The organism is Cupriavidus taiwanensis LMG 19424 (assembly GCF_000069785.1).
Taxonomy (GTDB): Bacteria; Pseudomonadota; Gammaproteobacteria; order Burkholderiales; family Burkholderiaceae; genus Cupriavidus; species Cupriavidus taiwanensis.
The window spans coordinates 1,833,982-1,851,378 of the sequence record NC_010528.1 but is presented as its reverse complement, the minus strand read 5'-3'; the positions used below and the strand labels follow the sequence as shown (position 1 = coordinate 1,851,378).

The following is a 17,397-nucleotide window of genomic DNA, read 5'->3' as shown; positions in this document are numbered from 1 at the left end:
AAGACCCGCCGCCGTGCGGCGCACAACGATAACGCGGAGACTTCATCTATGGACCGTCGACAGTTCCTGAGCACCGCGGCCATCGCGGTGGCGGCCGGCGTGGCGCCGCATGCCATGGCCCAGCAGTGGCCCGCGCGCGCCATCCGGCTGGTGGTGGCCTATCCGCCCGGCGGCGGCACCGACGTGGTGGCGCGCCTGTTCGCCGACTACCTGGGGCGCGTGACCGGGCAGCCCGTGGTGGTGGAGAACAAGCCTGGCGGCGCCACCATTCCCGCCACCCAGGACGTGATCCGCGCCAGGAACGACGGGCAGACCCTGCTGGTGACGCTGGGCTCGTCGGCCACCTCGGGCGCGCATATCAACCGCGTGCCCTACGACCCGTTGACCGACCTGACCGCGCTGGCCGAACTCGGCCGCGCGCCGGTGCTGCTGGCCGCCAACAAGGATGCGCCGTACAACACGCTGAAGGAACTGGTCGCCTATGCCAAGGCGAATCCGGGCAAGCCGATCCACTCGGCCTCGTACGGCCCGGGCACGTCGTCGCACTTCGGCCCGCTGTTGTTCAACCGGCTTGCCGGCACGAACCTCGAACCGGTGCTGTACAAGGGCTCGGCGCCCGCCACGCAGGACCTGGTGGGCGGCGTGGTGCCGCTGATGATCGATGGCCTGACCACCGGCGTGCCGCTATACCAGGCCGGCAAGACCAAGGTGCTCGCCACCACCATTCCGGAGCGTTCCGAACTCGCGCCGGGCGCGCCCACGTTCCGCGAGCTGGGCTATCCCGAGATGGAGCAGCTCAGCGGCTATTTCGCGCTGTTTGGCCCGAAGGCGATGCCAAAGGAGACCGTGGAGGCGGTCTCCGCCGCAGTGCGCAAGGTGTTGGCCGATCCTGCTTACCAGAAGCGGCTGGCCGGTGTGGGCGTGCTGCCGCCGCAGGCGGTCACGCCCGAAGCGTTCGCCACGCAGATCCGGGCCGACCACGCCCGCTGGGGGCAGTTCATCAAGGACATCGGGTTCAAGCTCGAGGGCAGTTGAGTCCCTGGCCCTTCACGCCTGGTCTTGCTGGCTGGCCTGGGCACGGCCGGGCGCCGGCGCTTTTTTCTTCTTGCCCTGGTTGAACGCGATCGCTGCGCGGACCAGGGCCTTCAAGGCGCGTGTGTCGATCTTGTCGCCCTCGGCCAGGTCGATCGCCCGCCATTTGTTGCCGCCGAGGCCGGCGTTGAAGAGGCGGTCCGGGTCAGGCAGGCTGGCCCCGTTGGTAAAGGTGATCTTGACCTTGCCCTTGTGGGCATTGGCGACAGCGATCATGCCGTCGCGCGACCATACCGGGCTGCCCATCCATTTCCATTCCTCGACGATGCCGCTGTCGGCGGCGAGGATGGCCTTGCGCAGGCTGGCCAGGGTCTGGCCGCGCCAGTCGGCCAACCCTGCGATCAGCTGGTCAATCTGTTCCGATGGATTCATCGATGCGCGTTCCTCAAGGTTCTGCCTGACCGACCTATCATAGCCGCTGTATTCGATCGCGTCGCCGCACGTCAACCAGGGGGAGTTCAGCCATGGCCCAAAGCCCGTCCAGGACCCGGTCAGCTACCCGGCCCGCCACCGGCAAGCCGGTGCTGCTGGCGGGCGGCAATCCGCAGATTCCGAAAGGCGACGGCGATGCGCCGGTGCAAGCGTATCTCGACGCGATGCCGGGCTGGAAGCAGGACGTGGGCCGCCGCCTCGACGCGCTGATTGCGCGCAACGTGCCCGATGTAAGCAAGGCGGTGCGCTGGAACTCGCCGTTTTATGGCCGGGCGGGGCAGGGCTGGTTTCTCAGCTTCCATTGCATGACGAGATACATCAAGGTGGCATTTTTCCGCGGCATGTCGCTGGATCCGGTGCCACCGGTCGAATCCCGGGACAAGGACACACGCTATTTCCATATCCACGAAGGCGAGGCCTTCGACGAGGCGCTGATGGCGCACTGGATCCGGCAAGCCGCGACGCTGCCGGGATGGAAACCTTAGCCGCGCGCCGGGCGGCCGGCGTGGTCGGGCGTGGTCCGTTTGCACGCGGACAGCGCCGCGCAGGTCGCCATCAGCAAAATTGTCTTTCGCATTGAGTCTTCGATCTCACAGCGCGCCGGCGATGAAGGGGCATTCCGGTGCGCCGTCTGGCCTATATTGAAGTCCTGCGCGGCATCGTTGCCGGCCTTGCCGGACTGGCTGCGAGAGGAGGGCGCCATGAAGATCGCGAGCATCGAAGCCATCGTGCTGCGCATTCCGTTCACGGTCGGTGGCGTTTCGGCGGCGGGCGTCTGGGGCGGGGCCGGCATGCAGGCCGCCGACTCGCTGCTGCTGAAGGTGAGCACCGACGACGGCCTGGTCGGCTGGGGCGAGACCTTCGGCTTCGTCGGCATTCCGGCGGTTAAGGCAGCGATCGAACAGATGCTGGCGCCGGCCTGCATCGGCCGGGACGCGAGCCAGATCGAGGCCATCGGCCTCGACCTGCAGCGCAGGTTCCATGTGTTCGGGCGCAGCGGGCCCCTGTTCTACGGGCTGTCGGCGCTCGATATCGCGCTGTGGGATCTCTGCGGCAAGGCGGCCGGGCTGCCCGTCCACCGCCTGCTCGGCGGTGCGCGGCGCGAGCAACTGCCGGCCTACGCCAGCCTGATCCGGTATGCCGATGCCGACACGATCGCGGTCAACGTCAGGCGCGCCATCGCCGATGGCTACCGCAGCCTGAAGCTGCACGAAGTCGACCTGGCGGTGATCCGCGCCGCGCGCGCGGCCGCGGGCCCGGATATCGAGATCACCCTCGATACGAACTGCCCCTGGACGCTGCCCGAGGCCATCGACATGGCCCGCGCCCTGCAGCCGCTGTCGCTGCGCTGGCTGGAAGAGCCGCTGTGGCCGCCCGAGAACTACGCCGGACTGGCGGCCCTGCGCCGGCGCTGCGCGATTCCGCTCGCGGCCGGCGAGAATGCCACCACGCTGATGGAGTTCGAGCACCTGCTAGGCATGGGCGCCGTCGATGTGGTGCAGCCCAGCCCGGCCAAGATGGGTGGCATCAGCGCCTTGCGCGATGTCTTCGCGCTGGCCAGGGCGCACAACACGCAGGTGATGGTCCATACCTTCTACGATGGTCCCGGCTTGCTGGCCGCCATGCATGCCACCGCGGCGCTGGGCGACACCGCCGCCATGATCGAATGGCGCTACTTCGACATGGCCGCACAAGTGCTTGGCGATGCCGTGGTGCCGCGCGACGGCATGATCGCGCTGCCCGCCGGCCCGGGCCTGGGCATCGACCCGGATCCGGAGGTGATCCGGCGCTACCGGGTCGGCTGACGCCGGCGCTCAGAAATCAACCTTCTCGCCGGGCTGCGGCACGATCACGCCTGCCGCGGCATTGGCGCCCAGCGCCGCCTTGAATTCCTCCGGCGTGCCGCTCGCTTGCGGCGAGGTCTGGTAGTGGATCGGGATCGCGAAGCGGGGCCGGATCAGGTCGCGCACGGCGATCGCGGCCTCCTGCGGCCCCATGGTGGAATACCCGCCGATCGGAATCAGCACCAGGTCCGGCTTGTAGATCTCGCCGATCATGCGCATGTCGCCGAACAGCCCGGTATCGCCCATGTGCCAGATGCGGAAGCCGTTCTCCAGTTCGATGATGTAGCCCACCGGCTCGCCGCCGAAATGGGTTTCGTCCTTGCCGGTAGCCGGGTTCTTCAGCGACAGTTCCGACGAGTGTTCCGCATGCACCGCGGTGATTTTCGGGCCCGACGGGCCGAACGGCATGACCGTACCGCTCTTGCCGAAGCGCTGCACCTGCGCCTCCGGCACCAGGCCCAGGCTGACCAGCGCCCGGCCCAGGCCGCCGCCGTTGTACACCGGCGCGTTGGTCAGCCGGGCCAGCGCGGGCGTATCGCCGAGGTGGTCATTGTGGGCATGCGTGACCAGGATCAGGTCAACCTTGCCGAGCGCGGGCAGCTGCCTGAAACCGGGCGGGGTCTTCGGATTGCTGGTCAGCCACGGGTCGATCACGATGACCTTGCCGCCCGGCGTGGTGATGCGCGTGGCGGCCTGGCCCAGCCACAGCACTTCGGCCTTGCCCGCGGCGGGCTGGCCCGGTGCGACCGGGCGTGGCGCCGCTGCCGGGGGCGCGGGTGCGGCACAGGCACCCAGCAAGGCGCAGAGCGTGGTGAGGGCAGCGAGGCGCATCGCAAGGTGTCTGAGCATGTCCTGCCTCCGTAAAGGGATCGATGCCGGATCGGTACGCAGCCCGGGCCGCTAGCGTACAAACATGCCCAGGCCTTCGTGGTCGTAGAACTCCAGCCACACGCGGTCGCTGGAGAATGCGGCCTGCGAGATCGTGCCCGGCATGGCGTTTTCATTGACGAGCGTGAAGGTGAAGATATCGCCGTCCCAGTGGCTCAGTGGCAGCACCAGCGGCGTCGCGCCCAACGTCATCACCAGCGTGCCGCCCTGGTCCGCGACCTGCAGCGGACCGTAGTAATCGTTCCGGTAGACGCCGGTGTAGGCCGACAGCGCGCGCGCCGGCAGCGGATTGGCCGGGCGCGGCTGTCCCACCAGCCGGCCTTCCGGTTCCAGCAGCGGTGCCAGCGCATCTCCGTAGATCTTGCCCCAGTCGCGGCGGATGGCGCCGTACTGCGCCAGGTCGAAGAACTGTGCGTTCAGCGTTTCCGGCACGCCGATGGGCTGCGCGTTGGTCAGCGTCACGATGGCCAGGTCGAGTTCCGGCACCGCCACGAAGCTGGTGGCGACGCCCATGGCGAAGGCGCCGGAGTGGTTGAGCGAGGTCAGGCCCAGTTCGGTCGTGCCGACATTGAAGCCGTAGCCATAGAAGCCGGCAGGGCGTCCGTTGGCGGGCGGGTTGCTCTGCATCTGCGGGCTCACCGCCGGCGCCAGCGCGGCGGCGTCAACCACCCGCTGCCCGGCGAACTCGCCCCTGGCGAGCAGCATCGCCAGCCATTTGGCCATGTCGTTGACCGAGGCGCTGACGCCGCCTGCCGGCGATTGCGCGTCGGGCATCCGGCTTGCGCCTTGCACCCAGTTGCCGTTGACGCGGACGTGGCCGACGGCGCGGTTGTCGCGCGCGGCATAGTCGGCGTAGCGTGAGCTGGTGCGCGTCATGCCCAGCGGCTGGTAGAGCGCCTGTTCCGACAGCGTGGCCCAGTCGGTGCCGGCGGCGACGGCCACGGCTTCGGCCGCGGCCGTCATGCCGAAGTTGGTGTACGCGTAGACCCCGCGGAACGGATGCAGCGGCAGGAAGCGCAGGCGGGTCAGCACTTGCTGGCGGTCGTACCCCATGTCTTCGAGGCGGTCGCCGGCATGGTCGGGCAGGCCAGAGCGGTGGGCGTAGAGGTCGCCAACGGTGACGTCCGCCGACACCTCCGCATCGGCCAGCGTGAACCAGGGCAGGTGCGTGCGCACCGGCGTATCCCAGCCGATGCTGCCGCGGCCGACCTGCCGCGCCACCACGGTGGCGCCGATGGACTTCGATACCGAGGCCAGCTGGAACACGGTGTCGGCATCGACCGGCGCGGGGTCGGTCACCAGCCGCCGGCCGAAACCCCTGGCATAAACCGTCTGATTGCCGCGCACCACCGCGACGGCCATGCCGGGCACGCCGGAACTGGCCATCAGGTCGGCGGCCAGTTGGTCCACCTGGGCAATGGCCCGGGTGATCTGCGCCGCGGGAACCGGCTCCGGGGGCGTTGGGGTGGGCGGTGGCTCGTCGTCGCCGCCGCCGCACGCGGGGAGCGCAGGGACCAGCAGGCCGCCCAGCGCGGCTCCCAGGAAACGGCGGCGTCCTTGTTTGCCCACGGTAGTTCTCCGTTGTGAGGCCGGGCATGCAGTGGCTCGGCCGCGGCCTGTGGATGGAACTACTGTATGCGATCGATAGCTCGGCGGCGAAGGATAGCGGGACAAAACAAAAAAGGCCTGCATGCGCAGACCTTTCTTGAATTGTGGTGCCCAGGAGAGGACTCGAACCTCCACAGTGTTGCCACCGCTAGGACCTGAACCTAGTGCGTCTACCAATTCCGCCACCTGGGCAGGTGGTGAGCCGCGAATTCTACCGAAGGCGGCGGAATTTGCAAGCCCTGGTACGGGCGCCGTGCGAAAAAAATCCGGTGGCCGCTGTCAGCAGCGGTCGGGGCGCCTCGCGGCAATCAGAACGACGGCACCATCGCGCCCTTGTACTGCGCCTTCATGAACTGGCGCACGTCTTCAGACTGGTATGCGGCCACCAGCTTCCTGACCCACGGCTTGTCCTTGTCCTGGGTACGCACCACGATGATGTTGGCGTACGGGCTGTGGATGTCTTCCAGCGCGATGGCGTCCCGGGTCGGCTGCAGGCCGGCGGCAAGCGCATAGTTGGTGTTGATCACGGCGGCGGCGACATCGGGCAGCGCGCGCGCCAGCTGGGCGGCGTCCAGTTCCACGATCTTCAGCTTCTTCGGGTTCTCGGCCACGTCCAGCGGCGTGGCATTGGAGCCGTTGGTGCCGGCGCCGGCCTTCAGTTTGATCACGCCTTGCGCCTGCAGCAACAGCAGCGCGCGGTTTTCATTGGAGGGGTCGTTGGGCACCGCCACCCTGGCGCCCTGCGGCAGGTCCTTGGGCGACTTCAGATTCTTCGAGTAAACGCCCAGCGGCGAGATATAGGTGTAGCCCACGCTCTGCATCTTGTAGCCGCGCTGCTTCACCTGGCTGTCCAGGTATGGCTGGTGCTGGAAGCTGTTGGCGTCGAGGTCGCCGGCGTCGAGCGCGGCATTGGGCTGCACGTAGTCGTTGAACTCGACGACCTTGACGTTCAGGCCATTGCGCTTGGCGACCTTCTGGACCACTTGCCAGACCTCGGCGTCCGGCCCGCTGACCGTGCCGACACGGATAGTCTGTTCCTGGGCCGAGGCACTGCCCGCGGCGATAAAGCCGACGGCGGACACAGCCGCCGCCAGGCGCTTGATGAAAGACGTGCGCATAGGAGTTGTGAAGATCTTGTTGTGATGTGGCGAGTGAGAGGCAATCGCAGGGCAGGGATCGCCTACCCGGAGCGAGTGCACAGATTAACGCAATTGCGTGCGGATGGCGCAACGCGGACGATCCTGGCGTCTATTTCTTTTTCATAAGCTTATGAAGCCAGGCGGCGCCCACCTGTCGGCATTAAATGCCTTTGCATCGCGGCTTAGTCCGCGAAGACTTCCCGCAAGGTCCGCAAGGTGTCTGCCACGGTCCGGTCACTCAGGCCGCCCGCCCGCTTCACCAGCCGCGACTTGTCGACGGTGCGCAGCTGGTCCAGCAGGATCAGGCCCGTCTTGCGCTGGAAGGTCACCGGGATGCGAAACGGTGCCGGCCGGCTGCCTGTGGTCATCGGCGCCACGGTCACGGTGCGCAGGTAGTCGTGCATTTCGGGCGGAGACAGGATGACGCATGGGCGTGTCTTCTCGACCTCGCTGCCGACGGTGGGATCGAGCGCGACCAGCCAGACATCGCCGCGCGCTACCATTTCAGCTCCGCGTCGTCGGCGTTGGGCAGCTCGCCCAGCACCGGGGTGTCGTCGCCGTCCGCGGCGATCTGCCGGCTGGCTTCGGCCCAGCCTTGCCGCGGTGTCTGCCGGGGCCGGCGCAGCACCAGCGTGTCATTCACGATTTCCATTTCCACTTCATTCTCCAGACCCAGCTGTGCCAGGATTGCCTTGGGGATCAGGACACCTTGCGAGTTCCCCATCTTGCGGATCGTTGCCTTCATGTCTTGTTGCTCATGGTGTGGCCAGTAGTGGCGTCAGCACAATGTTATTACACCACGGACATCAAGGAAACAGGCAGGCACGACACTGGATGGAAATGTGACATCCCGGCGCAGCCGCCGACAGGCGAATCGTCCGAAAACGCCCGTGCCGCGCGCGGCGGCTCAGTCGGCCACCGCCCCGTACCCCTGGCCCTTCCATTCGACAAAACACAGCCCGTGCCCGAACGGGTCCGACAGCGTGGCCTGGCGGCCCCAGGCATACTCCTGCGGCCAGTCCTCGATCTCGGCGCCGGCCTCGAGCGCGCGTTCGATGGCCTGGTCGAGGTCCGCGACGACGAAGTCGAGGTGAACCGGCGTCCAGTGGCGGCGATAGTCGCGCCGGGTCGCGGCGCGCGTGGTGGGGCGCGTGCCCGCGGGCTTGGCGAGCAGGTAGATCGGGGTATTGCCGCCGAGCATCTCGGCGACGGTGCCGTCGAACAGCTTGCGGTTCAGGCGCAATCCCAGCCCCTGCGCGTAGAAGTCGATGCCGCGCGGCAGATCCTCGACGTCGATATTGATGAGCAACTCCATCACAGCCTCCTGCAGCGTTCCGTGTGAAAGCGGCCGCATTGTGCGCCGGGTCTCCTGACACCTGCTGTCAGGAGTGATGTTTCAGCCGGGCGCCGGGTGACGGCGGGGGGCTCCAGTCTGCGCGAAGTCTGGTCGATATGTGGGAAGGCTCGGGTCAACCATGTTGCACTGCGCAGACAAAAAGGTCTCGCGAATACGCGGAGACTTCATAATATCGACTTATCGCAAACGGGAGAGTGAAGTTGCGTTTTGAGCACTTGGTTGAGATCAACGATCCGGGCAACCCGCAGCTGGAGCCACTGACCGCCGATCAGCTTTGGCAGGGCCTGGTGCTGCGCGCCGAGTCTCCCGAGCTGTTCGTGCTGGGCCTGGACAGCGCCGAGGTGGTGGACCGCGGCGAGAACTGGATCGATCGCGTGCTGCATTTCGGCGAAGCGTCGATCGAGGATCACGTGGTCTATGAGCCGCGCCGGCTGGTGCGCTATGAAACCGCGGCGACGGCCGAGCATGCCGGCGGCACGCTCACCATGGCGATCGAGACCCCGGGGCCGGGCGCGCTGCTGCTGCGCTTTATCTACGACACCACCATGCCGGCGGTCGATGCCAGCGGCGACGACCGCTATGCCGAGATCGTCAAGTCGGCCTACCACGCGGCCGACATCGACACCGTCCGCAAGATCCGCGAGATCGCCGACACCGGGCGGCTGGGGTGAGCGAGGGCCCCGCCACGCCGGAGGGTTCCGGCCAGCGGACGGGTCTGCCGACCCGCCAGGCGCTGCGCGCGCGCTACGGCGAACGGCTGCGCTGGCTGGTGCTGGCGACGCTGATGCTGGGCACGATCTCGTCGATCGTCTCGTCCACCATCGTCAATGTGGCCATTCCGGACCTGAGCCGGCATTTCGTGCTGGGGCAGGAGCGTGCGCAGTGGGTCGCGGCCAGCTTCATGATCGCGATGACGCTGTCGATGCTGCTGACCCCGTGGCTGCTGAACCGCTACGGGCTGCGGCGCACCTTCCTGGGCGCGTCGCTGCTGCTGGGCGCGGGCGGGCTGCTGGGCGGTTTCTCGCCCACCTACGGCGTAATGATCGCCATGCGCGTGGCCGAGGGCATCGCCGCCGGCATCATGCAGCCGTTGCCCAATATCCTGATCCTGCGGGTGTTCGAGGAACGCGAGCAGGGCAAGGCGATCAGCATGTTCGGCTTCGGCGTGGTGCTGGCGCCGGCGCTGGGGCCCAGCCTGGGCGGGTTCCTGGTCGAGGCGTTCGGCTGGCGCTCGATCTTCTTCGTGGTGGTGCCGCTGACGCTGCTGGCCGTGCTGATGGCGCGCCGCTTCATGGCGGTGGACTCGATCATGATGGGCGAGCGCCAGCCGCTGGACTGGCGTGGGCTGGGCCTGGCCGGCATCGCCACGGTCAGCCTGCTCAACGGCGTGGTGGAAATGCGCGAGAGCGTGCCGGCGGGCCTGGCGCTGTCGGGCTTCGGCGTGCTGATGCTGGCGGCCTTCGTGATGTGGCAGCTGCGCGCGGCGTATCCGCTGATGAATATGCGCCTCTACAGCTACCGGCAGTTCGCGGCGGGCGCGGTGGTGGCCTTCATCTATGGCGCGGGCCTGTTCGGCTCGACCTACCTGCTGCCGGTCTATATGCAGATGGCGCTGGAATACACGCCGTCGCGGGCCGGCCTGGTGCTGTTCCCGGCGGGTGTGGTGCTGGCGCTGACAATTGCGGTGGCGGGGCGCTTCACGCACCGGATCCCGCCGCATGTGCAGGTGTCGTTCGGGCTGGCGCTGCTGTCGTTGTCGTTCCTGCTGATGGCGCTGGGCTCGCGCGCGACGCCATACCTGGTGCTGGTGGGGCTGGCGGTACTGGGACGGATCGGCCTGGGCTGCATCCTGCCATCGCTCACGCTGGGTGCGATGCGCGGGGTCGACTTCACGCTGATCGCGCAGGGTTCGAGCTGCATCAACTTCCTGCGGCAGCTGGGCGGGGCCATCGGCGTGAGCCTGGCCGGGGTGGGGCTGCAGTGGCGGCTGGCCGGGCATGGCGCGCTGCTGGGCCAGGCCGGCGACACTGCGGTCCAGGCGGCGCGCATCCGCGCCTTCGACGAAACCTTCCTGGCGGTGGGCGTGGTGATCGCCAGCGCCATGCTGGCGGCCTGGCGCATCCGCCCGCGCCCGGTGCCGGCGGCCTGAGGGCGCCGGGCGATTCCGTAGCCGTTCAGCTGGCCGCGCCGCTGCGCAGTTCTTCCACCAGCGCGATGTATTGCTCCATCGCCTGTTCGCGCGCCGTGCCGCGCAGCGCTTCCCACGCTTCGAACTTGTAGCGGCCGACGAAATCGGTCATGCCGGGCTTGTCGCCGTGGGCATCGCCCTCGCTGCCTTGCTTGAACAGCGCGTACAGGCGCAGCAGGGACATATTGCTGGGGCGCTCGCTCAGTTGCTTGACGTCGATCTGGGCCTGTTCGAAGCGTGCCTGCAGGTCGCTCATGGGGTTTCTCCGTGTGGACTGTCTGGGTTGCGAAAATGCAGCCCGATGATAGCCGCCCCGCGCGGCCGCGCCGTCCGTATAAAACCGAAGAAGCCCTCGATTCCGGGCCCAACGGATACAATCGCGCCATGTCCTGGATTCTTGCTGTTGAAACTTCTACGGAGTGGTGCTCGGTCGCGCTCGGACGCGCGGCAGGCGCCGGCATCGAGTGCCTGGTGCGCCATGAGCACACCGGCGCACGCTCGTCGGCGCGCGTGCTGCCGGTCGCCGGCGAATTGCTGGCCGAGGCGGGCATTGCGCTGGCCGATTGCGCGGCCATCGCCTTCGGCGCCGGCCCGGGGTCGTTCACCGGGCTGCGCACCGCCTGCGGCGTGGCGCAGGGGCTGGCGTTCGGCGCCGGGCTGCCGGTGGTGCCCGTCAATACCCTGATGGCCTGCGCCGAGCGCACCCGTGCCGCCACGCCGGCGCTGCCGGACGGCACCGCGGTGCTGGTGGCGCTGGACGCGCGCATGGACGAGGCCTATGCGGCCGCGTTCGGCTGGAATGCCGCCGCGCAGGAGTGGGCCGGACTCACGCCGATGCAGGTCGGCGCGCCGGAAACCGTGGCCTTGCCTGCGGGCGAATTCTGGCTGGCCGGCAATGCGTCGGCGGTCTTCGGCGAGCGGCTGGCCGGCCTGGGCCGCGCCGCCCGCGTGCTGCCCGAAGCCATGCCCCATGCGCAGCCGATGGTTGCCATCGCGCTGCGCGCGCTGGCGCGCGGCGAGGCCATCGACGCCGACCAGGCCATGCCGGTCTACCTGCGCGACAAGGTCGCCCAGACCATCGCCGAACGCGAGGCCGTTGCGGCGGCGCGCGCGGCGGCCCAGCCGGGGAGCGCATCATGAGCGCCGCGTACCCCCTCGAGGACCGCCACGCCTGGCCCGCGGTGCCGGCCATGCCGGCGCTGCCGGAGGGCTGGTCGCTGGGCCGCATGAGCGCGCTGGACCTGCAGGCGGTGGCGGCCATCGAGGCGCGCGCCTACAGCCATCCGTGGACGCGCGGCAACTTCGAGAACTCGGTCAAGTCCGGGCATCTCGGGCTGACTCTGCGCGACCCGGTGGGCACGCTGGTGGCGTATGCCATGCTGATGCCGGTGGTCGATGAAATGCACCTGCTCAACATCACGGTCGAGCCGCAGCGCCAGCGCCAGGGGCTGGGCCGCCTGATGCTCGCGGTGGCGCTGGCTACCTCGCATGCGCACCGCATCCACACCATGCTGCTGGAAGTGCGGCCCTCCAATACCGGTGCGATTGCGCTGTACCAGGCGGCCGGGTTTGCCGAGATCGGGCGCCGCAAGGGCTATTACCCGGCGCCCGGCGGCAAGCGCGAGGACGCGCTGGTGTTGCGCCGCGCCTGGCCGGCGCACGATGCCGCCAACGAAGGCACGGAGGGCCAGGCATGAGCCGCCGTGCGCAGTTCCTCGAGGTGCTGGGCATTCCGACCGAATGGCTTCCGCGCGAGCCCAGGGCAGGGCAGGCGCAGCCCGACGCAGCGGCGCAGCCGGCCGCGGTGCCGGCAGCCGAGCCGCCCGCGGCGGTAATGACTGCCCCGGCGGCAGCAGCGGCAGCGGTCGATTATCCGGAGGCGCTCCCGGACGCAGCGGTGGCGCAGCCGGCAGCCGATGAACAGGTGGCGCCGGAACCGGTGCCTGCAGGCCCCGGCGCCGCCGATGTCCAGGGGGAACGTGAAGCCGCCATCGCCACGATGGACTGGCCGGCGCTGGACGCCGCGGTGGCGGGCTGCACTGCCTGCGGGCTGTGCCGGACGCGTACCAACACGGTGTTCGGCGTGGGCGCGCGCCAGGCGGAATGGATGCTGGTGGGCGAAGCCCCCGGCGAGAACGAAGACCTGCAGGGCGAGCCGTTCGTCGGCCAGGCCGGCAAGCTGCTCGACAACATGCTCGGCGCGCTCGGGCTGGCACGCGGGCGCAATGTGTTCATTGCCAACGTGCTCAAGTGCCGCCCGCCCGGCAACCGCAACCCGGAACCGGAGGAAGTGGCGCAGTGCGAGCCCTTCCTGCGCCGGCAGATTGCGCTGGTCCGGCCCCGCGTGATCGTGGTACTGGGCCGCTTCGCCGCGCAATCGCTGCTGCGCACCACCACGCCGATCGGCAAGCTGCGCGGCACCGTGCATGTGTACGAAGGCATTCCCGTGGTGGTGACCTACCATCCCGCCTACCTGCTGCGCACGCTGACCGACAAGGCGCGCGCCTGGGAAGACCTGTGCCTGGCCCGTGAGGTCCACGACCGTGCGGGAGCTGGGGCCTGACCTTTCCCTGACCCGCGGCGGCGACGGCCATGGGCCGTCGCACGCGCCGCTGTGGCGCCGTGCCGCGTCGGCACGCGCGCGCGACCTGGCCTGGACCACGCTGTCGCCGCCGCTGCTGGACGTGGTGCCCGGCGCCGCGCTGGCACGCTGGCCAGCCGGGACGCTCGAGGCCTGGCAGCACTGGCTCGAAGGCGCGGATCCCGCCACGCTGCCCGCCACCATCGACGAACTGGCCGACGGCCACGCCGCGTTTTCCGCCGATGCCGACCTCGATCCCGCCAATCGCAGCCTGCGCCTGGGCCGGCATGCCGAGCGGCTGCTGCATTTTGCCTTGCGCCATATGCAGGGGCTGTCGCTGCTGGCCGCCAACGTGCCGGTGCGGCGCGCGAGCCGGCACGGCGTGCGCACGCTCGGCGAGCTGGATTTTGTCTGGCGCGATCTGGCCTCGGGCGCGGTGGTCCACTGGGAGATGGCGGCCAAGTTCTACCTGATGGCGGCGGGCGGCCACCAGCCGCCGCGGGCGCAGGATTTCGTCGGGCCTAACCTGGTCGACCGCCTGGGCGACAAGCTCGGTCATATCGTGCACCGGCAGTTGCCGCTGGGGCATACGGCCGAGGCGCGGGCCGCGCTTGGCCATACCGTCGACCGCAGCGAGGTTTACCTGCTGGGGTGGCTGTTCTATCGCGACGGCCAGGTGCCGGCCGGACTGGACACGCTGGGTATCGCGCCGGACCACCTGCATGGCTGGTGGTCCACGCTGGATGCCTGGGCCGCGCGCGCCGCCGCGCGCCCGGGGCTGCGCTGGTGCCGCCTGCCGCGTACCGGGTGGCTGTCGGGCGCGCTGGTGCCGGAAGCCGGCACGGCGGACGCCGGCACGCTGCATGGGCTGCTGGCGCAGCGCTTCGCCGATCCTGGCCATGACCGCGGCTGGCGCCGCGAGTCGCCGGTGATGCTGTGCGAACTGGAACCGGCCGGGCCGCAGGCGCCGGGCTGGTGGCGCGAATGCTCGCGCGGGTTCGTGGTGCCGCCGGGGTGGCAGGAGCGCGCGCTGGCGCGCACGGAAGAGCCGCCGCGGGCAGGCGCGCCAGCGGGGCAGGAGGACGCCTGACGCGCGCTGGCCGGCCGCCGCCGCGGCCGCACCGTGAGGGGCCTAGTGATGCTTGTCCTCGCCGATCATCGCCAGCGAGTTGAAGGTGCGTACGTTGTACTTGTGCAGCTTGAGCACCAGCGCCATCGTCACGCAGATAAACAGGCCCAGCGCGATGATGACCACGCCGATCGGCACGTTGAGCTTGATCAGCAGCGCGTACAGGCACAGCATCAGCAGCACCGAGACGTTCTCATTGAAGTTCTGCACCGCGATCGAGTGCCCGGCCGACAGCAGCACATGGCCGCGATGCTGCAGCAGCGCGTTCATCGGCACCACGAAATAGCCCGACATCGCGCCCACCAGCATCAGGAACACGTAGGCGATGGCCATGTACAGCGGCATGTGCAGGCCCAGCACGTCGAGCGTGACCTGCGGCATGGCGTCCTTGGTGTAGAACGCCATCAGCATCACCGTGGCACCCATCGCCACGCCGAACGGCAGCACCGACAGGGACTTGCGCAGCGGAATGCGCGCCGCCGCCAGGATGGCGCCAACGGCAACGCCGACCGCCACCACGGCCTGCAGCAGCGCGCCCTGGGACAGGTTCAGGCCCAGCGATTTCTCGGCCCACTTCAGCACGATGAACTGCAGCGTCGCGCCCACGCCCCAGAACAGGGTCGTCACCGCCAGCGAGATCTGGCCCAGCTTGTCGCGCCACAGCGCCAGGAAGCAGTCGCCAAACTCGGCGATCAGCTTGATCGGGTTCTTTTCCTGCGCCGGATAGCGGGCGCCGGTGTCGGGAATGAACAGGTTGAAGAGCGAAGCGATCACATAGAACAGCATGATCACCACCATCGCGGCCTCGGCCGGCGTGTCGATGCCCGTATTGATAAAGGGCAGGTCCAGGCGCAGCAGCAGGCTGGAGACATGCACGGAGATCAGCGCGCCGCCCACCACCGTGCCAAGGATGATCGAGCCCACCGTCAGGCCCTCGATCCAGCCGTTGGCCAGCACCAGTTTTTCGGGGGGCAGCAACTCGGTCAGGATGCCGTACTTGGCGGGCGAATACGCCGCCGCGCCGAAGCCGACCACGCCATAGGCCAGCAGCGGGTGCAGCCCGAACATCATGATGGCGCAGCCAACCACCTTGATGGCGTTGGTGATGAGCATCACCCGCCCCTTGGGCATCGAGTCGGCGAACGCGCCGACGAAGGCGGCAAGAATGACGTAGGAGAGAACGAAGAACAGCTTGAGCAGCGGGGTCATCCACTGCGGGGAATGCAATTCGGTGAGAAGGGCGATGGCGGCGATCAGTAAGGCATTGTCGGCCAGCGAGGAAAAAAACTGCGCGGCCATGATGGTGTAAAAACCCTTCTTCATGCTGTCGACTTTCTCTCCATCGCGCGCTCCATTCAGGGTGGGCAGGCTGGTGCCGGCCGCAGAGGCCATGGTTTGCAGGGAACCTTGTGCCGCGGCCGTGTCGAATTGTGTCGCAGGTGCTGCGCTGCGGCGCCGTGAGGCCTGCCTGACAGTCATTGACATAATGCTTCGCTTTTAGAACATGGCCGGAGCGTCCGGCTTTATATCACGAAAACATGACATTCCCGAACCCCGGCAACGGCTCTTTTTGACAGCAAATTGACTTGCCGATTCCCCGATGACCGCCGGCAACCGCATCCGGATGTGTTCAAATAACGGCTGCCACCGCGGCCCGCCGGACCGGTCTTTCCCTGATCTGGTTGTGCGCCCGGCGAGATATGGTGACTGGGATACCCGGGCGTGCCAATTGCGGGCATCCCGCATATCCGTCGCCACATCCGCTGCCGGTCCGTGCCGCGGCACACCGACAGGTGACGTTTGCGCCATCGATACTGAGACAGAGCCGTCCCTCCAGCCCGCCGCGCGCGTGAGCCGCCCGCGCCGCTGCCGGCTTTGTCCGCTACCCTGATGTGACTTCCAATGCCAAGACCGATCCAAGCCGTCATCCACCAACCCGCCCTGGCCAACAATCTCGACGTGATCCGCCGCAAGGCGCCCGATGCGCGCGTCTGGGCGGTGGTCAAGGCCAATGCCTACGGCCATGGCATCCGCCGCGTCTTTGCTGCACTGCGTGGTGCCGATGGCTTCGGCCTGCTGGACCTGAATGAGGCCGTGCTGCTGCGCGACCTCGGCTGGCAAGGTCCGATCCTGCTGCTAGAGGGCTTCTTCCAGCCGCAGGACATTGCCTTGATCGAGCAATACCGGCTGACCACCGCAATCCACTGCGACGAGCAACTGCGCATGCTAGAAAGCGCGCGCCCCAAGGGACCGCTGGCGATCCAGCTCAAGCTCAACACCGGCATGAACCGGCTCGGCTTCCATCCGGCGGAATATCGCGCCGCCTGGGAGCGCGCGCGCGCCATGCCCTGCGTGGGCAGCATCGTCCATATGACGCATTTCTCCGATGCCGACGGCCCGCGCGGCATTGCCCACCAGGTCGAGGCCTTCGACGCCGCCACCGCCAACCTGCCAGGCGAGGCCAGCCTGTCGAACTCGGCCGCGGTACTGTGGCATCCGCAGGCGCACCGCGCCTGGGTGCGTCCCGGCATCATCCTGTACGGCGCCTCGCCCACCGGCCGCGATGCCGATATCGCGGGCACGGGGCTGCAGCCGGCGATGTCGCTGCACAGCGAGCTGATCGCGGTGCAGGACCTGCAGCCTGGCGATACGGTCGGCTACGGCTCGCTGTTCACCGCGGAGCGGCCGATGCGCATCGGCGTGGTCGCGTGCGGCTATGCCGACGGCTATCCGCGCCATGCCTCGGGCTGGGGCGAGCAGCGCGCGCCGGTGCTGGTCGACGGCGTGCGCACCGAGCTGGTCGGGCGCGTGTCGATGGACATGCTGTGCGTGGACCTGACGCCGTGCCCGAAGGCCCGCGTCGGCAGCCCGGTCACGCTGTGGGGCCAGGGCCTGCCGATCGACGAAGTGGCGCAGGCCAGCGGCACGGTCGGCTACGAGCTGATGTGCGCGCTGGCGCCGCGCGTGCCGACCACGGTGGCGACCATCACGGCATCGGACAGCGCCGCGCCAGCGGTCGCCTGATGTAGCCGGCGTGCGCGCCTGGCGGCGGTGCAGGCGCAGCGCCGCACGGTTACGCTGTGTACGCGTGCGCTGCCTCGGGCCGCTTCGCCCACTACGCCACTTCCGCGGGCCGGGT

At 68.5% G+C, this 17,397-nt stretch carries 20 protein-coding genes and 1 tRNA gene; 10 read left to right on the top strand and 11 right to left on the bottom strand.

Annotated elements, in window-relative coordinates; translation table 11 throughout:
- Positions 1-48 precede the first annotated feature (48 nt).
- Positions 49-1,035: a Bug family tripartite tricarboxylate transporter substrate binding protein gene (locus RALTA_RS08450; RefSeq protein WP_012353015.1), complete on the top strand. Its 987-nt coding sequence runs from the start codon at positions 49-51 to the stop codon at positions 1,033-1,035.
- Positions 1,036-1,047: 12 nt separating this feature from the next.
- On the opposite strand, the gene RALTA_RS08445 is transcribed toward RALTA_RS08450, so the two are convergent.
- Positions 1,048-1,464 carry a DUF1801 domain-containing protein gene (locus RALTA_RS08445; RefSeq protein ID WP_012353014.1) on the bottom strand — a complete coding sequence of 139 codons (417 nt, stop codon included), beginning with the start codon at positions 1,462-1,464 and terminating at the stop codon, positions 1,048-1,050.
- Between the two features lie 92 nt (positions 1,465-1,556).
- On the opposite strand from RALTA_RS08445, the gene RALTA_RS08440 reads away from it, so the two are divergent.
- On the top strand, positions 1,557-2,009 hold the full coding sequence (locus RALTA_RS08440; protein ID WP_012353013.1) for a DUF1801 domain-containing protein: 453 nt from the start codon (positions 1,557-1,559) through the stop codon (positions 2,007-2,009).
- On the opposite strand, the gene RALTA_RS08435 is transcribed toward RALTA_RS08440, so the two are convergent.
- Positions 2,006-2,242, bottom strand: a complete 237-nt coding sequence (locus RALTA_RS08435; RefSeq protein WP_157877124.1) for a hypothetical protein — start codon at positions 2,240-2,242, stop codon at positions 2,006-2,008. The genes RALTA_RS08440 and RALTA_RS08435 overlap by 4 nt on opposite strands.
- Between RALTA_RS08435 and RALTA_RS08430 the strand changes: the two genes are divergently transcribed.
- Positions 2,226-3,329, top strand: coding sequence for a mandelate racemase/muconate lactonizing enzyme family protein (locus RALTA_RS08430; RefSeq protein WP_012353012.1), 1,104 nt, complete (start codon positions 2,226-2,228; stop codon positions 3,327-3,329). The two genes, RALTA_RS08435 and RALTA_RS08430, sit on opposite strands and share 17 nt — an antisense overlap.
- 9 nt (positions 3,330-3,338) lie before the next feature.
- Here the strand turns inward: RALTA_RS08430 and RALTA_RS08425 are convergent, their stop codons facing one another.
- From RALTA_RS08425 to RALTA_RS08395, 7 genes are all read right to left on the bottom strand, one after another.
- Positions 3,339-4,217, bottom strand: coding sequence for a metal-dependent hydrolase (locus tag RALTA_RS08425; protein ID WP_050976446.1), 879 nt, complete (start codon positions 4,215-4,217; stop codon positions 3,339-3,341).
- A gap of 51 nt (positions 4,218-4,268) precedes the next feature.
- Positions 4,269-5,825, bottom strand: coding sequence for a serine hydrolase (locus RALTA_RS08420; protein ID WP_041232142.1), 1,557 nt, complete (start codon positions 5,823-5,825; stop codon positions 4,269-4,271).
- A gap of 144 nt (positions 5,826-5,969) precedes the next feature.
- Positions 5,970-6,056, bottom strand: a tRNA-Leu gene (locus RALTA_RS08415).
- A 116-nt stretch (positions 6,057-6,172) separates the two neighbouring features.
- Positions 6,173-6,982, bottom strand: coding sequence for a MetQ/NlpA family ABC transporter substrate-binding protein (locus tag RALTA_RS08410; RefSeq protein ID WP_012353009.1), 810 nt, complete (start codon positions 6,980-6,982; stop codon positions 6,173-6,175).
- Between the two features lie 203 nt (positions 6,983-7,185).
- A complete protein-coding gene (locus tag RALTA_RS08405; RefSeq protein WP_012353008.1) occupies positions 7,186-7,506 on the bottom strand; it encodes a type II toxin-antitoxin system PemK/MazF family toxin in 321 nt (106 codons plus the stop codon).
- Positions 7,500-7,748 (bottom strand): AbrB/MazE/SpoVT family DNA-binding domain-containing protein, encoded by a 249-nt coding sequence (locus RALTA_RS08400; RefSeq protein ID WP_012353007.1) that lies wholly within the window; start codon positions 7,746-7,748, stop codon positions 7,500-7,502. The genes RALTA_RS08405 and RALTA_RS08400 overlap by 7 nt, the downstream gene beginning before the upstream one ends.
- Positions 7,749-7,910: 162 nt before the next feature.
- The gene (locus tag RALTA_RS08395) at positions 7,911-8,318 is read right to left on the bottom strand and encodes a VOC family protein (RefSeq protein WP_025584522.1); all 408 of its coding nucleotides are present in this window, start codon (positions 8,316-8,318) and stop codon (positions 7,911-7,913) included.
- 242 nt (positions 8,319-8,560) lie between these two features.
- On the opposite strand from RALTA_RS08395, the gene RALTA_RS08390 reads away from it, so the two are divergent.
- Both RALTA_RS08390 and RALTA_RS08385 read left to right on the top strand, forming a co-directional pair.
- The gene (locus tag RALTA_RS08390) at positions 8,561-9,031 is read left to right on the top strand and encodes an SRPBCC family protein (protein WP_025584523.1); all 471 of its coding nucleotides are present in this window, start codon (positions 8,561-8,563) and stop codon (positions 9,029-9,031) included.
- Positions 9,028-10,509 carry a DHA2 family efflux MFS transporter permease subunit gene (locus RALTA_RS08385; protein WP_012353004.1) on the top strand — a complete coding sequence of 494 codons (1,482 nt, stop codon included), beginning with the start codon at positions 9,028-9,030 and terminating at the stop codon, positions 10,507-10,509. The genes RALTA_RS08390 and RALTA_RS08385 overlap by 4 nt, the downstream gene beginning before the upstream one ends.
- 25 nt (positions 10,510-10,534) lie before the next feature.
- Here RALTA_RS08385 and RALTA_RS08380 read toward each other — a convergent pair whose 3' ends face one another.
- Positions 10,535-10,804, bottom strand: a complete 270-nt coding sequence (locus tag RALTA_RS08380; RefSeq protein ID WP_012353003.1) for an acyl-CoA-binding protein — start codon at positions 10,802-10,804, stop codon at positions 10,535-10,537.
- Positions 10,805-10,932: 128 nt separating this feature from the next.
- Between RALTA_RS08380 and tsaB the strand changes: the two genes are divergently transcribed.
- The 4 genes from tsaB to RALTA_RS08360 are packed head-to-tail and all read left to right on the top strand — an operon-like array spanning position 10,933 to position 14,219.
- Positions 10,933-11,688, top strand: a complete 756-nt coding sequence (gene tsaB / locus RALTA_RS08375) for a tRNA (adenosine(37)-N6)-threonylcarbamoyltransferase complex dimerization subunit type 1 TsaB (protein ID WP_012353002.1) — start codon at positions 10,933-10,935, stop codon at positions 11,686-11,688.
- Entirely contained in the window at positions 11,685-12,245 is a 561-nt protein-coding gene (rimI, locus tag RALTA_RS08370) for a ribosomal protein S18-alanine N-acetyltransferase (protein ID WP_012353001.1), read from the top strand. The genes tsaB and rimI overlap by 4 nt, the downstream gene beginning before the upstream one ends.
- A complete protein-coding gene (locus tag RALTA_RS08365) occupies positions 12,242-13,111 on the top strand; it encodes a uracil-DNA glycosylase (RefSeq protein WP_012353000.1) in 870 nt (289 codons plus the stop codon). Before rimI ends, RALTA_RS08365 begins: the two co-directional genes overlap by 4 nt.
- Positions 13,077-14,219, top strand: a complete 1,143-nt coding sequence (locus RALTA_RS08360; RefSeq protein ID WP_041232141.1) for a DUF1853 family protein — start codon at positions 13,077-13,079, stop codon at positions 14,217-14,219. The genes RALTA_RS08365 and RALTA_RS08360 overlap by 35 nt, the downstream gene beginning before the upstream one ends.
- Before the next feature lie 42 nt (positions 14,220-14,261).
- Here RALTA_RS08360 and lplT read toward each other — a convergent pair whose 3' ends face one another.
- Positions 14,262-15,581 carry a lysophospholipid transporter LplT gene (gene lplT, locus RALTA_RS08355; RefSeq protein WP_012352998.1) on the bottom strand — a complete coding sequence of 440 codons (1,320 nt, stop codon included), beginning with the start codon at positions 15,579-15,581 and terminating at the stop codon, positions 14,262-14,264.
- 579 nt (positions 15,582-16,160) lie between these two features.
- Here lplT and alr point away from each other — a divergent pair.
- Positions 16,161-17,282, top strand: coding sequence for an alanine racemase (gene alr / locus RALTA_RS08350; protein WP_012352997.1), 1,122 nt, complete (start codon positions 16,161-16,163; stop codon positions 17,280-17,282).
- Positions 17,283-17,397: the final 115 nt, after the last annotated feature.

Excerpts from the sequence above, each read along its gene's own strand:
- RALTA_RS08450 (WP_012353015.1), top strand. The coding sequence starts at position 49 with ATGGACCGTCGACAGTTCCTGAGCACCGCGGCCATCGCGGTGGCGGCC.
- RALTA_RS08445 (WP_012353014.1), bottom strand. The coding sequence starts at position 1,464 with ATGAATCCATCGGAACAGATTGACCAGCTGATCGCAGGGTTGGCCGAC.
- RALTA_RS08440 (WP_012353013.1), top strand. The coding sequence starts at position 1,557 with ATGGCCCAAAGCCCGTCCAGGACCCGGTCAGCTACCCGGCCCGCCACC.
- RALTA_RS08430 (WP_012353012.1), top strand. The coding sequence starts at position 2,226 with ATGAAGATCGCGAGCATCGAAGCCATCGTGCTGCGCATTCCGTTCACG.
- RALTA_RS08435 (WP_157877124.1), bottom strand. The coding sequence starts at position 2,242 with ATGCTCGCGATCTTCATGGCGCCCTCCTCTCGCAGCCAGTCCGGCAAG.
- RALTA_RS08425 (WP_050976446.1), bottom strand. The coding sequence starts at position 4,217 with ATGCTCAGACACCTTGCGATGCGCCTCGCTGCCCTCACCACGCTCTGC.
- RALTA_RS08410 (WP_012353009.1), bottom strand. The coding sequence starts at position 6,982 with ATGCGCACGTCTTTCATCAAGCGCCTGGCGGCGGCTGTGTCCGCCGTC.
- RALTA_RS08405 (WP_012353008.1), bottom strand. The coding sequence starts at position 7,506 with ATGGTAGCGCGCGGCGATGTCTGGCTGGTCGCGCTCGATCCCACCGTC.
- RALTA_RS08400 (WP_012353007.1), bottom strand. The coding sequence starts at position 7,748 with ATGAAGGCAACGATCCGCAAGATGGGGAACTCGCAAGGTGTCCTGATC.
- RALTA_RS08395 (WP_025584522.1), bottom strand. The coding sequence starts at position 8,318 with ATGGAGTTGCTCATCAATATCGACGTCGAGGATCTGCCGCGCGGCATC.
- RALTA_RS08380 (WP_012353003.1), bottom strand. The coding sequence starts at position 10,804 with ATGAGCGACCTGCAGGCACGCTTCGAACAGGCCCAGATCGACGTCAAG.
- tsaB (WP_012353002.1), top strand. The coding sequence starts at position 10,933 with ATGTCCTGGATTCTTGCTGTTGAAACTTCTACGGAGTGGTGCTCGGTC.
- rimI (WP_012353001.1), top strand. The coding sequence starts at position 11,685 with ATGAGCGCCGCGTACCCCCTCGAGGACCGCCACGCCTGGCCCGCGGTG.
- RALTA_RS08365 (WP_012353000.1), top strand. The coding sequence starts at position 12,242 with ATGAGCCGCCGTGCGCAGTTCCTCGAGGTGCTGGGCATTCCGACCGAA.
- lplT (WP_012352998.1), bottom strand. The coding sequence starts at position 15,581 with ATGAAGAAGGGTTTTTACACCATCATGGCCGCGCAGTTTTTTTCCTCG.
- alr (WP_012352997.1), top strand. The coding sequence starts at position 16,161 with ATGCCAAGACCGATCCAAGCCGTCATCCACCAACCCGCCCTGGCCAAC.